The following is a 15,767-nucleotide window of genomic DNA, read 5'->3' as shown; positions in this document are numbered from 1 at the left end:
CCGTCGGCGTGCGAGGCGGCCGATTCGACGTTATCACCCGCCGTTTATCTGATGAGGCCAAACATGAGCGGATTGACTCCCGAGACGCCGGTGCCGACAGGCGTGATCTTGCATTCGAAGTCGCGCGTGCTCGAACTGCAGTACGCGAACGGCGAAGCGTATCGGCTGCCGTTCGAACTGCTGCGCGTGTATTCGCCGTCGGCGGAAGTGATGGGCCACGGGCCCGGCCAGGAAACGCTGCAGACCGGCAAGCGCGACGTGACGATCACGATGATCGAAGGCGTCGGCAACTACGCGCTGCAGCCGAGCTTCTCCGATGGACACGCCACCGGCATCTATTCGTGGGACCTGCTATACGACATGGCCGTGCGTCAGGATGAACTCTGGCGCGCGTATCTCGCCAAGCTGGCAGCGGCCGGCATCGACCGCGACACGCCGATGGTGCCCGCCGCCGCTGCGCACGGGCACTGTCACTGATACGATTCGCCCCCGAACGCCGCTCGAGCGGCGCAACATTCAAGAACACGCGAAAGGACGAGCGCGATGAGCAAAACCCACTTCGGCTTTCAATCGGTCGACGAACAGGACAAGGCGCAGAAGGTGGCGGGGGTGTTCCACTCGGTGGCCGCCAACTACGACTTGATGAACGACCTGATGTCGGGCGGATTGCACCGGGCGTGGAAGGTGTTCACGATCGCCCAGGCGAACGTGCGGCCGGGCTACAAGGTGCTCGACATCGCGGGCGGCACGGGCGACCTGTCGAAAGCATTCGCGAAACAGGCGGGCGAAACCGGCGAGGTCTGGCATACCGACATCAATGAATCGATGCTGCGCGTGGGCCGCGACCGGCTGATCGACAAGGGCATCATCACGCCGGCGCTGCTGTGCGATGCCGAGAAAATCCCGTTTCCGGACAACTACTTCGACGTCGTGACGGTCGCGTTCGGCTTGCGCAACATGACACATAAGGACATCGCGCTCGCCGAGATGCGTCGTGTGCTGAAACCGGCCGGGCGGCTGCTCGTGCTCGAGTTCTCGAAGGTATGGGATCCGCTGAAGAAGGTCTACGATCTGTATTCGTTCAAGGTGTTGCCGTGGCTCGGCGAGCGCTTCGCCAAGGACGCGGAAAGCTACCAGTACCTGGCGGAATCGATCCGCATGCATCCGGACCAGGAAACTTTGAAAACTATGATGGAACAAGCTGGTCTCGACGGCGTCAAATATTACAATTTGTCAGCTGGCGTGGTAGCTTTGCATGTGGGGTCCAAATACTAGAGTCCCTAACCCGTCGATTTTTAAAGGAAAGTGCGAAATGTCCGATTTGAATTTGTTATCTACTCGTAAGGTTAGGGGGTCGCTGGCGAGAAGAATCGGACTGATCGCGATGGTCGGTCTGCTGATGGCCGGCACTCTTGCCTCTCTCGACGCCGAAGCACGCCGCATGGGCGGAGGCCGCAGCTTCGGCCGTCAATCGAACAGTCTGCAGCAGCAGCGCCAGACGACGCCGCCGTCCCAGCCGGCGCAGAACAATCAGGCCACGCAGCAGAGCGCGCAGGCGGCGCCTGCGACTAAGCCCACGCCGCCCGCCGCGCCGAACCGCAATCGCTGGCTCGGGCCCATCGCCGGTCTCGCGGCCGGTCTCGGCATCGCCGCATTGCTGTCGCATTTCGGGCTCGGCGAGGCGTTCGCCGGCATGTTCGCGAACGTGATCGTGATCGCGTTGATCGCGATTGTGGTGATCTGGCTCATCCGCCGCTTCACCGGCCGTAAGCGCGATGCGGCGCAGCCTGCCTACGCGGGCACGGCGCCGTCGCTGAACACGAAAGGCACCGACTATATTCAGGAGCCGCGTTACACGGCGCCGCCCACCGGCTCGTATCTCGAACCGCAGGGCAATCCGTTGACCACGCCATCGCTCGGCGCGACGCCGTCGGTGCCGGCCGGCTTCGATTCGGAAGCGTTTCTGCGTAACGCGAAGGTGTACTTCGTGCGCCTGCAGGCGGCGTGGGACGTCGGCAACGTCGAGGACATCCGCGAATTCACGACGCCGGAAACGTTCGCCGAAGTGCGCGTCGATCTCGCGTCGCGCGGCACGCAGCCGAACCAGACCGACGTCGTGCAGTTGAACGCCGAGCTGCTCGGCGTCGAGGAGCGCGCGAACGAATACTTCGCGAGCGTGCGCTTCTCCGGTTTGATCCGCGAGGAGCCGGGCGCGGCGGCCGAGCCGTTCGTCGAAGTCTGGAATCTGACGAAGGCGAACCGCACTGGCGAAGGCTGGCTGCTTGCCGGCATCCAGCAGGTCGAGCAACACTGACATGCCGAAGCATCGAGTCGCGTTTGCCTCGAAAAGAGCCGGCCACGGCATAGCGATTCCTGACTTCGCGCATGGCTTAGGCCGTTCGGCATAGCAGGCCGCGAAGCGAACGGACGTTACAATGGGAGCCCGCGCAAGCACCTCGCTCGCGCGGGTTTTTTCTTGCCACCTTCGATGACCCTCGCCGCCAAGCCCTTCGCTGCTGCTGTCAATCATCTGCTCGTCCGCGAATCGTGGGCCCGGGAGCGCCTCGCCCCGTACGCGGGCAAGACCGCTCGCCTGTCATGTCAGCCGGTCGTGCTCGCGCTGCTCGTGCAGCCCGACGGCTATCTCGGTTCGCTCGACGAAGCCGATGCGCATCAGTTCGACGTGACGATCTCGGTGCCGTCCGACGCACTGCCGGCCTTCCTGCAAGGTGGCCAGGCCGCGGTGATGAAGCACGTGAAGATCGAGGGCGACGCCGAGTTCGCGACCGTGATTGCGAAGCTCGCCGAGCATCTGCGCTGGGAGCCGGAGGAAGATCTCGCGAAGCTGATCGGTGATGGACCCGCGTGGCGCATCACGTCGCTAGTCCGCTCAGTCGGCGAGCATGTGCAGCGCACCGGTCGCAATCTGCTCGATACCGCCGCCGAGTACCTGCTCGACGAAAATCCGCAGCTGGTGCGCCGCACCGCGCTCGCTGACTTCAACGTCGAGCTGGCGCGCGCGCGCGATTCGCTCGCGCGCGTCGAAAAGCGCATCGAGCGCATCGAACAGAAGGTCGAAGCCCGCGGCGCGCAAACGCCGGGCGGCGCCGCCACGTCGCGCGGCACGCGCTAGTCACCGGGCCCAGCCATGCGTTTTCTGCGTTTTCTGAAGATATTTTTCACGGTCATCCGCTTCGGCCTCGACGAAATGATGTTGAGCCGCATCAACGACCGGCGCGTGCGTCTGCTGCTGCGCATCACGACGCTTGGTCGCAAGTTCGATGCGCCGCCGGGCGTGCGTCTGCGGCTCGCGCTCGAAAGCCTCGGGCCGATCTTCGTCAAGTTCGGCCAGGTGTTGTCGACCCGTCGCGATCTGCTGCCGGTCGATATCGCCAACGAACTTGCCAAGCTGCAAGACCAGGTGCCGCCGTTCGATTCGGCGGTCGCGATCGCGCTCGTGGAAAAGTCGCTCGGCGCGCCGGTCGACGTACTGTTCGACGATTTCGAGCGGGTGCCGGTCGCGAGCGCGTCGATCGCACAGGTCCACTTCGCGAAGGTGAAGGCTGGCCAGCATGCGGGCAAGGCGGTCGCGGTGAAGGTGCTGCGCCCGAACATGCTGCCGGTGATCGATTCCGACCTCGCGCTGTTGCGCGACATCGCCGTGTGGGCCGAGCGTCTGTGGGCCGACGGCAAACGCCTGAAGCCGCGCGAGGTGGTCGCCGAATTCGACAAATACCTGCACGACGAGCTCGACCTGATGCGCGAGGCCGCCAACGGCAGCCAGTTGCGGCGCAACTTCCAGGGGCTCGACCTGCTGCTCGTGCCCGAGATGTACTGGGAGTTCTGCACGCCCACGGTGCTGGTGATGGAGCGCATGGTCGGCGTGCCGATCAGCCAGGTCGATACGTTGCGCGCGGCGGGCGTCGACATTCCGAAGCTCGCGCGCGAGGGCGTCGAAATTTTCTTCACGCAGGTGTTCCGCGACGGCTTTTTCCACGCCGACATGCACCCCGGCAACATTCAGGTGAGCCTCGATCCCGCGCACTTCGGCCGTTACATCGCGCTCGACTTCGGCATCATCGGCGCGTTGTCGGACTTCGACAAAAACTACCTCGCGCAGAACTTCCTCGCGTTCTTCAAGCGCGACTACCATCGCGTCGCGACGTTGCATCTGGAGTCGGGCTGGGTGCCGCCGACCACCCGTGTCGAGGAGCTCGAAAGCGCGATCCGCGCGGTCTGCGAACCGTACTTCGATCGCGCGCTGAAGGACATTTCTCTCGGCCAGGTGCTGCTGCGTCTGTTCTCGACGTCGCGGCGCTTTAACGTCGAGATCCAGCCGCAGCTCGTGTTGCTGCAAAAGACGATGCTGAACGTGGAAGGCCTCGGCCGTTCGCTCGATCCCGAACTGGATCTGTGGAAGACCGCGAAGCCCTATCTCGAGCGCTGGATGAACGAGCAGATCGGCTTGCGCGGCTGGTACGAGCGTCTGAAGATCGAGGCGCCGCAATGGAGCAAGACGCTGCCGCAGTTGCCGCGCCTCGTCCATAACATGCTGGCCGAGCACCATCATCCGGTGGGCGGCGCGAACGACGACGTGATCCGCCAGATCCTGCTCGAGCAAAAGCGCACCAACCGTCTGCTGCAAGGCCTGCTGCTGTTCGGCGTGGCGGTCGGCGTCGGCGCGATGCTGGCGCGTGCGTTCCTGGTACTGGCTTATGGAGGATAGATTCCGATGAGCGATCCGATCCAACCCTCCGCGCCCGATTTCGCGACCCGCGATCCCAGCTCGCCCGAGTTCTGGGACGAACGCTTCGAGCGTCATTTCACGCCGTGGGATCAGGCGGGCGTGACGTCCGCGTTTCGCGCGTTCGCCGAACGGCACCGCGACGTCGCCGTGCTGATTCCAGGCTGCGGCAGCGCGCACGAAGCGGTATGGCTCGCGCGCCGGGGCATCCCGGTACGCGCGATCGACTTCTCGGCAGCCGCCGTGGCGGCGGCACGCGAGCAGCTCGGCGCGCATGCATCGCTGGTCGAGCAGGCGGATTTCTTCACCTATGCGCCACCGTTCGCACCGGCATGGATCTATGAGCGCGCATTCTTCTGCGCGCTGCCGCCGGAGCGCCGCGCCGACTACGCGCAGCGCATGGGCGAACTGCTGCCGGCCGGCGGGTTGCTGGCGGGCATCTTTTTCATCGGCGCGACGCCGAAAGGGCCGCCGTTCGGCGTCGAACGCGGCGAGCTCGATGCGCTGCTCACGCCATACTTCGAGCTGGTCGAAGACGAAGCGGTCGACGACTCGATCGCCGTATTCGCCGGACGCGAGCGCTGGCTCGCCTGGCGGCGTCGCGGCTAACGCCACGCGCGCCGCTCTTGAGAGGTCCGGAGGGCGTCCCCATCTGGCGCGGTGGCGGGCGCGTAGTGCGTCCGCTTCCCGAAATCCGGGGAACGGACATCGTTTGCGGCTATAATTCAAGGCTTTGCAAGCGTTTACAAGATTTCAGCAGGCATTTGGAGTAAGAAAGGATCATGCCGATCTACGCTTATCGTTGCGGGTCATGCGGTTTCGGGAAGGACGTGCTCCAGAAGATGAGCGATCCCCAGTTGACCCAGTGTCCCGAGTGCGGAAAAGACACCTTTAGCAAACAACTCACGGCCGCCGGCTTCCAGTTGAAAGGCTCCGGCTGGTACGTGACCGATTTCCGCGGCAGCACGAGCGCACCGGCCGCGTCGGAAGCGAAGTCCGAGCCGGCCGCAGCCGCTGCCCCGGCTGCATCGGCTGCATCGGCTGCCGCGCCCGCGGCCCCCGCCGCAGCGCCCGCCGCCACGAGCCCGAGCGGTTCCGGCAGCGCCTAGTGGGACTGCCGCCCCGCGCGGGCGGCGTATCTACCGCGCATGGGCTTCGGCCCGCGCAGCTTTCTGGCGGTACACATGACGACGAAGAAATTCACACTCAAATCGGTGTTTCTGACCGGCCTGCTGGTGCTGGTGCCCCTGGCCATCACACTGTGGGTGCTCGGTCTGATCATCGGCACGATGGACCAGACGCTGTTGCTGCTGCCTACCTCGTGGCAGCCGGAACGCACTATCGGCTATCGCTTGCCGGGCCTCGGCGCGGTGCTCACGCTCGCGTTCATCTTCGTCGTCGGGCTGTTGACGCAGAACTTCATTGGGCAGAAGCTCGTGAAGTGGTGGGAACTGCTGGTCGCGCACATTCCGGTGGTCGGCCCGCTCTACACCAGCGTGAAGCAGGTGTCCGACACGCTGCTGTCGAGCAGTGGCAATGCATTCCGCAAGGCGCTGCTGATCGAGTACCCGCGCCGCGGGTCCTATACGATCGCGTTTCTGACCGGCATCCCGGGCGGCGACGTGGCCAACCATCTGAAGGAAGATTACGTCAGCGTATACGTGCCGACCACGCCGAACCCGACGTCCGGCTTCTTCCTGATGGTGCCGAAAAGCGAAGTGATCGAGCTCGACATGACGGTCGACGCTGCGCTCAAGTACATTGTCTCGATGGGCGTCGTGGCGCCGTCCGCGCCGCCGCCGGCGCCGGTGCGCCGCGCCACCGTCGAGCCTCCGCTCTAATGCCGGCGCGCAACGCTTCATGCAGGATCGTCCGCGGCGCGCCGTTCAACCAATGCAAAACGAAAGACAAACATCATGTCGATGAGATCTGAATACTGCGGTCTGGTGACCGAAGAACTGCTGGGCCAATCCGTCTCGCTGTGCGGCTGGGTAAGCCGCCGCCGCGACCATGGCGGCGTCATCTTCATCGACTTGCGCGATCGCGAAGGGCTCGTTCAGGTCGTCTGCGACCCGGATCGCGCGGACATGTTCAAGGTCGCCGAAGGCGTGCGCAACGAGTTCTGCGTGCAGGTCAAGGGTGTCGTGCGCGGCCGTCCGGAAGGCACGACCAATGCCTCGCTGAAGAGCGGCAAGATCGAAGTGCTGTGCCACGAGCTGATCGTGCTGAACGCGTCGGTCACGCCGCCGTTCCAGCTCGACGATGACAACCTGTCGGAAACCACGCGCCTCACGCATCGTGTGCTCGACCTGCGCCGTCCGCAGATGCAGCACAACCTGCGTCTGCGCTACCGCGTCGCGATCGAAGTGCGCAAGTACCTCGACGAGCAGGGCTTCATCGACATCGAAACGCCGATGCTGACGAAGAGCACGCCGGAAGGCGCGCGCGACTACCTCGTGCCGTCGCGTACGAACCCGGGCCAGTTCTTCGCGCTGCCGCAGTCGCCGCAGCTATTCAAGCAGCTGCTGATGGTCGCGAACTTCGACCGTTACTATCAGATCACCAAGTGCTTCCGCGACGAAGACCTGCGCGCCGACCGTCAGCCGGAATTCACGCAGATCGACTGCGAGACCTCGTTCCTGTCGGAACAGGAAATCCGCGATCTGTTCGAGGCGATGATCCGTCACGTGTTCAAGACGACGATCGGTGTCGAGCTCGACGAGAAATTCCCGGTCATGGAATACGCGGAAGCGATGCGCCGCTTCGGTTCGGACAAGCCGGACCTGCGCGTGAAGCTCGAATTCACCGAGCTGACCGACGCGATGCGCGACGTCGACTTCAAGGTGTTCAGCACCCCGGCCAACACGAAGGACGGGCGCGTCGCGGCACTGCGCGTGCCGAAGGGCGGCGAGCTGTCGCGTGGCGACATCGACAGCTATACGGAATTCGTGCGCATCTACGGCGCGAAGGGCCTCGCATGGATCAAGGTCAATGAAGCGGCGAAGGGCCGTGACGGTCTGCAAAGCCCGATCGTGAAGAACCTGCACGACGAAGCGCTGAAGGCGATCGTCGTGCGCACTGGCGCACAAGACGGCGACATCATTTTCTTCACGGCGGATCGCGCGAAGGTCGTCAACGACAGCCTCGGCGCGCTGCGTCTGAAGATCGGTCATTCGGAATTCGGCAAGGCCAACGGTCTCGTCGAGTCCGGCTGGAAGCCGCTGTGGGTCGTCGACTTTCCGATGTTCGAGTACGACGAGGAAGACAACCGCTACGTCGCCGCGCATCACCCGTTCACGAGCCCGAAGGACGAGCACCTCGAGTACCTCGAAACGGACCCCGCGCGCTGCCTCGCGAAGGCCTACGACATGGTGCTGAACGGCTGGGAAATCGGCGGCGGCTCGGTGCGTATCTACCGTGAGGAAGTGCAGAGCAAGGTGTTCCGTGCGCTGAAGATCAACGCGGAAGAAGCGCAGGCGAAGTTCGGCTTCCTGCTCGACGCGCTGCAATACGGCGCGCCGCCGCACGGCGGTATCGCGTTCGGTCTGGACCGCATCGTCACGATGATGGCTGGCGCCGACTCGATCCGCGACGTGATCGCGTTCCCGAAGACGCAACGCGCGCAGGATCTGCTCACGCAGGCGCCGAGCGAAGTCGACGAGCGTCAGCTGCGCGAGCTGCACATCCGTCTGCGTACGCCGGAACCGAAGGCGTAAAACCGCGGCCGCCGCGCGCGGCCAGCCAGCGGTCTTGCGTGTGCCGGCCAGTGGGCCGGCGGCCGCAAAAAAAAACCACACGAGCGAAACGAAAAGGCGCTGAGGTGATCTCCACCTGAGCGTCTTTTTCATTTTTTGCGTTACAGTGAAGCCACTGCTTTCCAGACCCTTTCGACCGTCATCCGACATGTACCGCGCGTCTCGTCGCGCCCAGTTTGAGCCATGCCGAAACCGCCGAAAATTCCGCAGTCCGTCCTCGTCATCATTCATACGCCTGCGCTCGACGTGCTGCTGCTCGAGCGCGCCGATCATGCGGCGTTCTGGCAGTCGGTGACGGGTTCGAAAGACCGGCTCGACGAACCGCTCGCCGACACCGCGGTGCGCGAAGTCGGCGAGGAAACCGGCATCATGATCGGCGGCGCACTGGTGCCGCGCAGCGGGTTGTTCGACTGGCAGTACTCGATCGACTACGAGATCTACCCGGAATTCCGTTACCGCTACGAAGCGGGCGTGCTCTACAACACCGAGCACTGGTTCAGCCTGCAGGTCCCCGAGTGCATCGACGTGACGCTCGCGCCGCGCGAACACACCGCCTATGTGTGGCTGCCATATGAAGAGGCCGCATCGCGCTGCTTTTCGTCGTCGAATGCCGATGCGATCCTGCAGTTGCCGCGGCGGCTCGCCGCACGCCCGGTCGACCCGCAATCCGGCCCGCTGGCCGGGGAGCGTGGCCAGTGAGCGCAGGCGGCTCGGGCCGTTTCGCGCGTCTCCGGCACACGTTGCTCGGCCGTCGTTACTGGCAGCGCTACCGCTTCACCAGTAACAACGAGGTCGAGCTGCTGCGCTCCGGCGACGATTTCTTCGATGCGCTGATCCAGCGCATCGACGCGGCCGAGCACAACGTCGCGCTCGAAACCTACATCTTCTGCGACGACGAAGCCGGCCACGCGGTCAGCGAGGCGCTGCTTCGCGCTGCCGCGCGCGGCGTCAGAGTGCGCGTGATCACCGATGGCGTCGGCACCGCGCGCCTGAAGATGTTCGAGCAATGGCCGGCTGGCGGCATCGAGCATCGCATCTACAACCCGCATCTGTTCGGCCGCTTCGGCTTTTCGCGCACGCACCGCAAGCTCGCGGTGATCGACGATCAGATCGCGTATTGCGGCGGCATCAATATCGTCGACGATTACGAGAACAACGGCGAGAAGCTGCCGTACCGGCGCTGGGACTTCGCGGTCGGGTTGCGCGGGCCGGTGGTCGCCGACGTGCGCGATGCGATCGAGGTGCAGTGGCGGCGGATTCGCGTCGGCCATCGGCCGCTCGATTCGATGAAGCCCGACCTGTCGCCGCAGGGCGCCAACTCGCTTGGCAGTCTGCGCAGACGCCGGCGACGCCGCAACGAGGCACTGTGGGCCGGCGGCGAGCCGTGCGTCGCATTCGTCGCGCGCGATAACCTGATCAACCGCCGCGCGATCGAAAAAGCTTATCTGGCCGCGATCGGCCAGGCACGCCACGAAATCCTGCTCGCGAATCCGTACTTCATGCCGGGGCGCAAACTGCGTCGCGCGCTGGTGTTCGCGGCGCGGCGCGGCGTGGTCGTGAAGCTGATCATCGGGCGCAAGGAGTTCAAGGCGCTCGATTACGCCGTGCCGTTCCTGTACCACGCGCTGTTGCGCGCGGGCGTGCAGATCGCCGAATACGAGAAGACGCTGCTGCACGGCAAGGTCGCGGTGGTCGATTCGAACTGGGGCACGGTCGGTTCGTCGAATCTCGATGCGCTCAGCCTGATGCTGAACAACGAAGCGAACGTCGTGCTCGTGAACGATCCGTCGATCCCCAAACTGCGCGACGCGATCCTCGACGCGTTCACGGACGCGCGCCCAATCGATGAAGCGCACTACGAATCGCGACCGGCGCGCGTGCGCGCGCTGAGCTGGATCGCGTACACGAGCTACCGCATCGCGATGAAGCTGCTGACCGTGGGCGGCTACGACTAATACCGCTCGCACGAGAGCCCGCGCTTGCCGCATCATGTCGGCCATCAATCGGCGCCAGCGAACCGGGGCAAAGAAATAGAACACGCGCGCGCCAATCGGCAACCATCGATTCAAGGCAAACGCCTCTAAAAATCTGATTGATCTGATGGTCGAAAGCCGCAAAATTAGAAGCCGGTTAGAAACCGGTTTCTAATAAAGTCCTTGTTTCGCGGACGGCAAGCATTCAATAATAGTACGGCCGTTCGATTTTCAATTCGGTCACATTAGAACGGTAAAACAGCTATGCGAAAAGGCGAACAAACCCGAGCCGCGATTCTCGATGCAGCACTCGATCTGGCAGGCCGAGACGGACTGGAAGGTCTGACGATTGGTTTGCTGGCCGAGCGCATGCAGATGAGCAAGAGCGGTGTGTTCGCGCATTTCGGGTCGCGCGAGGATCTGCAGATCGAGGTCGTGCGCGAATACCACCGCCGTTTCGAAGACGAGGTGTTTTTCCCGAGCCTGCGCGAGCCGCGTGGTCTGCCGCGCTTGCGCGCGATGATTTCCCGCTGGATCGAGAAACGCATTCAGGAAGTCACGACCGGATGCATCTACATCAGCGGCGCCGTCGAATACGACGACCGCGCGGACAGCCAGGTGCGCGAGCAGTTGGTGTCGAGCGTGACGACGTGGCGTGCGGCGCTCACGCGCGCGATCTCGCAAGCGATGGAAGAAGGGCATCTGCGCGCCGATACCGACCCGCAGCTGATGCTATTCGAACTGTATAGCGTCACGCTCGGCCTGCATCACGACGCGCGCTTTCTGCATCTGCCGGATGCGGTGCGTCTCACGTGGGCCGCGCTGGAAAAACTGATTGATTCGTATCAAAGCGAAAGCCGTTAGCGGCGTCGCCGGAATCTACCGGAAACGCGCGGCGCAGAAGGTCCGACCACGGACCCGGGCAACGGCCTGGCTTTTTGTCAAACTAGGGAGAGAGAGTCATGGGACAGTACGCCGCGCCGCTGCGCGACATGCAATTCGTGTTGCACGAACTGCTCAACGTCGAGGCCGAACTTCGGCAAATGCCGAAGCACGCCGAACTCGACGCCGACACGATCAACGCGGTGCTCGAGGAAGCGGGCAAGTTCTGTTCCGAAGTGCTGTTCCCGCTCAACCACAGCGGCGACCAGGAAGGCTGCACGTATGCCGGCGACGGCGTCGTGACCACGCCGAAGGGCTTCAAGGAAGCCTATCGGCAATATGTCGAAGCCGGCTGGCCGGCGCTCGGTTGCGACCCGGAATTCGGCGGCCAGGGACTGCCCGCGTTCGTCAACAACGCGCTCTATGAAATGCTGAACTCGGCGAATCAGGCGTGGACGATGTATCCGGGCCTGTCGCACGGCGCGTACGAATGCCTGCACGCGCACGGCACGCCGGAACTGCAGCAGCGCTATCTGCCGAAGCTCGTCGCAGGCGTCTGGACCGGCACGATGTGTCTGACCGAGCCGCATTGCGGCACCGACCTCGGCATTCTGCGCACGAAGGCCGAACCGAATGGCGACGGCTCGTACTCGATCAGCGGCACGAAGATTTTCATTTCGAGCGGCGAGCATGACATGGCGGAGAACATCGTTCACCTCGTGCTCGCGCGTCTGCCGGATGCGCCGAAGGGCACCAAGGGGATTTCGCTGTTCATCGTGCCGAAGTTCGTGCCAAACGAAGCGGGCGAGCCCGGCGAGCGCAACGGCGCGAAGTGCGGCTCGATCGAGCACAAGATGGGCATCCACGGCAACGCGACCTGCGTGATCAATCTCGACAACGCGAAGGGCTGGATGGTCGGCGAGCCGAACAAAGGTCTGAACGCGATGTTCGTGATGATGAACGCCGCGCGTCTCGGCGTCGGCATGCAGAGCCTCGGTCTCACGGAAGTCGCATATCAGAACTCGCTCACGTACGCGAAAGAGCGGCTGCAGATGCGTTCGCTGACCGGCCCGAAGGCGCCGGAAAAGGCCGCCGATCCGATCATCGTGCATCCGGACGTGCGCCGCATGCTGCTCACGCAGAAGGCCTACGCCGAAGCCGGCCGCGCGTTCTCGTACTGGTCGGCGCTGCAGATCGACAAGGAGCTGTCGCACGCCGACGAAGCCGAGCGCAAGGAAGCCGCCGACCTCGTCGCCCTGCTCACGCCGATCCTGAAGGCGTTCCTGTCGGACAACGCGTTCGAAGGCACCAATCACGCGATGCAGATCTACGGCGGCCACGGCTTCATCGCCGAATGGGGCATGGAGCAGTACGTGCGCGACGCGCGCATCAACATGATCTACGAAGGCACCAACGGCATCCAGTCGCTCGACCTGCTCGGCCGCAAGGTGCTCGGCGACATGGGCGCGAAGATGAAGAAGTTCGGCAAGCTCGTCGCCGAATTCGTCGAAGCCGAAGGCATCAAGCCGGAGATGCAGGAGTTCGTGAACCCGCTCGCCGAGATCGGCGAAAAGGTGCAGAAACTGACGATGGAAATCGGCATGAAGGCGATGCAGAACCCGGACGAAGTCGGCGCCGCGGCGGTGCCGTATCTGCGCACGGTCGGCCATCTGGTGTTCTCGTACTTCTGGGCGCGCATGGCTCGTATCGCGCTCGACAAACAGGCGTCGGGCGATCCGTTCTACAAGGCGAAGCTCGCGACCGCGCGTTTCTACTTCGCGAAGCTGCTGCCCGAAACGGCGATGACGATCCGCCAGGCGCGCGCCGGTTCGAAGCCGATGATGGACGTCGAAGAAGCGTTGTTCTGACGCTCGCACATCGAGCGAGGCCACACACATCGCGCGAAGCATGGCTGACGCTTCGCGCCATCGCACAACTCTCCGGAGAAACGACGTGAGCAATCTGATCATTCGCAAGGTAGCCGTGCTCGGCGCCGGCGTGATGGGCGCGCAGATCGCCGCGCACCTGATCAACGCCAAGGTGCCCGTGCTGCTGTTCGACCTGCCCGCCAGGGAAGGCCTGAAAAACGGGATCGCGCTGAAGGCGATCGAGAATCTGAAAAAGCTGTCGCCGGCGCCGTTCGGCGTGAAGGACGACGCGCAATACATCCAGCCCGCGAACTACGACGACATCACGAAGCTCGCCGAGTGCGACCTCGTGATCGAAGCGATCGCCGAACGCATGGACTGGAAGCACGACCTGTACAGGAAGGTCGCGCCGCACCTCGGCCCGAACGCGATTTTCGCGACCAATACGTCGGGGCTGTCGATCACCGCACTGTCCGAAGGTTTCGCGGACGAACTGAAGGCGCGCTTCTGCGGCGTGCACTTCTTCAATCCGCCGCGCTACATGCATCTGGTCGAACTGATCCCGACCGCGACAACGCGTCCGGAAATTCTCGATCAGCTCGAAACCTTCCTGACCAGCGTGGTCGGCAAGGGCGTCGTGCGCGCGAAAGATACGCCGAACTTCATCGCGAACCGCGTCGGCGTGTTCTCGATCCTTGCGGTGATTGCCGAAGCCGCGAAGTTCGGCCTGCGTTTCGACGAAGTGGACGACCTGACCGGCGCGCGCCTCGGCCGCGCGAAGTCGGCGACGTTCCGCACCGCCGACGTGGTCGGTCTCGACACGATGGCGCACGTGATCAAGACGATGCAGGACACGCTGCCGGACGATCCGTTTCTGCCGGTCTACGAAACGCCGACCGTGCTCGCCGAACTGGTGAAGAAGGGCGCACTCGGTCAGAAGACCGGCGCCGGCTTCTACAGGAAGGAAGGCAAGGCGATCAAGGTGCTCGATCCGAACACGGGTGCGTATATCGACGGAGGCGGGAAGGCAGACGAACTCGTCGGCCGCATCCTGAAGCGTCCGGCTGCCGAGCGTCTGAAGCTGTTGCGCGAAACGCAGCACCCGCAGGCGCAGTTCCTGTGGTCGATCTTCCGCGACGTCTATCACTACATTGCCGTCCATCTGGAATCGATCGCCGACAACGCGCGCGACGTCGATCTCGCGATCCGCTGGGGCTTCGGCTGGAACGAAGGTCCGTTCGAAGGCTGGCAGACGGCCGGCTGGAAGCAGGTCGCCGAATGGGTGCAGGAAGACATCGCGGCTGGCAAGGCGCTCGCCAACGTGCCGCTGCCGTCATGGGTGCTCGAAGGCGCGGTTGACGAGAAGGGCGGCGTGCACACGGCTGAAGGCTCATGGTCGCCGGCCACGCAGACCTTCGTGCCGCGCTCGTCGCTCGACGTGTACAGCAAGCAGGTGTTCCGCGCGCCGCTCGTCGGCGAAACCGGCGCCGATCCGAAGACCTACGGCAAGACGCTGTTCGAGACCGATGCAGTGCGCGCATGGGTCGACGATCGCGCGGGCGAGGACGACGTGCTGATCGTGTCGTTCAAGAGCAAGATGAACACGATCGGACCGGCGGTGATCGAAGGGCTCACGCAGGCGATCGAACTGGCCGAGAAGGACTACAAGGGCCTCGTCGTGTGGCAGCCCACATCGCTGAAGCTCGGCACGCCGGGCGGTCCGTTCTCGGCGGGCGCGAACCTCGAAGAAGCGATGCCCGCGTTCATGATGGGTGGCGCGAAGGGCATCGAGCCGTTCGTGAAGAAATTCCAGCAGGGCATGCTGCGCGTGAAGTACGCGAACGTGCCGGTGATTTCGGCGATCTCGGGCATCGCGCTCGGCGGCGGCTGCGAACTCGCGCTGCACAGCGCGAAGCGCGTCGCGCACATCGAGAGCTATCTGGGTCTCGTCGAAGTCGGCGTGGGTCTGGTGCCGGCGGGCGGCGGCCTGAAGGAAGCGGCGCTGCGCGCGGCCGAAGCGGCAAGCCAGGTCGGCGCGACGAACGATCTGCTGAAGTTCATGCAGAAGTCGTTCGAGAACGCGGCGATGGCGAAGGTGTCGACCTCCGCGCTCGACGCCCGCGCGATGGGCTACCTGAAGCCTTCCGACACGATCGTCTTCAACGTGTTCGAACTGCTCGACGTCGCGAAGAAGGAAGCGCGCGCCCTCGCCGCGGCGGGCTACCGTGCGCCGCTGCGCGCGACGCAAGTGCCGGTCGCGGGCCGCTCGGCGATTTCGACGATCAAGGCGTCGCTCGTCAACATGCGCGACGGCCGCTTCATCAGCGAGCACGATTTCCTGATCGCGAGCCGGATCGCGGAAGCGATGTGCGGCGGCGACGTCGAAGCGGGCAGCCTCGTCGACGAAGAATGGCTGCTGCAACTCGAGCGTCGCGCGTTCGTCGAGCTGCTCGGCACGCAGAAGACGCAGGAACGGATCATGGGCATGCTGCAGACCGGCAAGCCGGTGCACAACTGAGCGACTTGCCGACAAAGGAGATTTCCA

At 64.0% G+C, this 15,767-nt stretch carries 14 protein-coding genes; all 14 read left to right on the top strand.

Translation table 11 applies throughout. The features are described 5' to 3' along the window. The first annotated feature begins 63 nt into the window (after window positions 1–63). The 14 genes from OKW45_RS30430 to OKW45_RS30365 all read left to right on the top strand — a co-directional run bounded on the left by OKW45_RS30430 (window position 64) and on the right by OKW45_RS30365 (window position 15,740). Complete coding sequence (locus OKW45_RS30430; protein WP_429472781.1) at window positions 64–477, top strand: gamma-butyrobetaine hydroxylase family protein; 414 nt, start codon at window positions 64–66, stop codon at window positions 475–477. A gap of 66 nt (window positions 478–543) precedes the next feature. After that, entirely contained in the window at window positions 544–1,275 is a 732-nt protein-coding gene (ubiE, locus tag OKW45_RS30425) for a bifunctional demethylmenaquinone methyltransferase/2-methoxy-6-polyprenyl-1,4-benzoquinol methylase UbiE (protein ID WP_429472780.1), read from the top strand. Between the two features lie 37 nt (window positions 1,276–1,312). Beyond that, window positions 1,313–2,314: a Tim44 domain-containing protein gene (locus OKW45_RS30420; RefSeq protein WP_429472779.1), complete on the top strand. Its 1,002-nt coding sequence runs from the start codon at window positions 1,313–1,315 to the stop codon at window positions 2,312–2,314. 174 nt (window positions 2,315–2,488) lie between these two features. Beyond that, entirely contained in the window at window positions 2,489–3,133 is a 645-nt protein-coding gene (locus OKW45_RS30415) for a ubiquinone biosynthesis accessory factor UbiJ (protein WP_429472778.1), read from the top strand. Between the two features lie 15 nt (window positions 3,134–3,148). Next, window positions 3,149–4,726: a ubiquinone biosynthesis regulatory protein kinase UbiB gene (gene ubiB, locus OKW45_RS30410; protein WP_018419397.1), complete on the top strand. Its 1,578-nt coding sequence runs from the start codon at window positions 3,149–3,151 to the stop codon at window positions 4,724–4,726. 6 nt (window positions 4,727–4,732) lie between these two features. Then, window positions 4,733–5,353 (top strand): methyltransferase domain-containing protein, encoded by a 621-nt coding sequence (locus tag OKW45_RS30405; RefSeq protein ID WP_429472777.1) that lies wholly within the window; start codon window positions 4,733–4,735, stop codon window positions 5,351–5,353. Between the two features lie 173 nt (window positions 5,354–5,526). Continuing rightward, entirely contained in the window at window positions 5,527–5,853 is a 327-nt protein-coding gene (locus tag OKW45_RS30400; RefSeq protein WP_429472776.1) for an FmdB family zinc ribbon protein, read from the top strand. Between the two features lie 75 nt (window positions 5,854–5,928). Next, the gene (locus OKW45_RS30395) at window positions 5,929–6,585 is read left to right on the top strand and encodes a DUF502 domain-containing protein (RefSeq protein WP_026225597.1); all 657 of its coding nucleotides are present in this window, start codon (window positions 5,929–5,931) and stop codon (window positions 6,583–6,585) included. A 75-nt stretch (window positions 6,586–6,660) separates the two neighbouring features. Continuing rightward, a complete protein-coding gene (gene aspS / locus OKW45_RS30390; protein ID WP_429472775.1) occupies window positions 6,661–8,460 on the top strand; it encodes an aspartate--tRNA ligase in 1,800 nt (599 codons plus the stop codon). A 222-nt stretch (window positions 8,461–8,682) separates the two neighbouring features. Continuing rightward, window positions 8,683–9,198, top strand: coding sequence for a dihydroneopterin triphosphate diphosphatase (gene nudB, locus OKW45_RS30385; protein WP_429472774.1), 516 nt, complete (start codon window positions 8,683–8,685; stop codon window positions 9,196–9,198). Next, on the top strand, window positions 9,195–10,454 hold the full coding sequence (clsB, locus tag OKW45_RS30380; protein ID WP_429472773.1) for a cardiolipin synthase ClsB: 1,260 nt from the start codon (window positions 9,195–9,197) through the stop codon (window positions 10,452–10,454). Before nudB ends, clsB begins: the two co-directional genes overlap by 4 nt. A gap of 282 nt (window positions 10,455–10,736) precedes the next feature. Next, on the top strand, window positions 10,737–11,336 hold the full coding sequence (locus OKW45_RS30375) for a TetR/AcrR family transcriptional regulator (protein WP_184002426.1): 600 nt from the start codon (window positions 10,737–10,739) through the stop codon (window positions 11,334–11,336). 98 nt (window positions 11,337–11,434) lie between these two features. Further along, entirely contained in the window at window positions 11,435–13,222 is a 1,788-nt protein-coding gene (locus OKW45_RS30370) for an acyl-CoA dehydrogenase C-terminal domain-containing protein (protein WP_429472772.1), read from the top strand. An 85-nt stretch (window positions 13,223–13,307) separates the two neighbouring features. Beyond that, complete coding sequence (locus tag OKW45_RS30365) at window positions 13,308–15,740, top strand: 3-hydroxyacyl-CoA dehydrogenase/enoyl-CoA hydratase family protein (RefSeq protein ID WP_429472771.1); 2,433 nt, start codon at window positions 13,308–13,310, stop codon at window positions 15,738–15,740. Window positions 15,741–15,767 lie beyond the last annotated feature (27 nt).

It is taken from the genome of Paraburkholderia lebeckiae (assembly GCF_050436225.1).
Lineage (GTDB): Bacteria > Pseudomonadota > Gammaproteobacteria > Burkholderiales > Burkholderiaceae > Paraburkholderia > Paraburkholderia tuberum.
The sequence above is the reverse complement of the archived record's forward strand: the minus strand, read 5'-3'. Positions and strand labels throughout refer to the sequence as shown.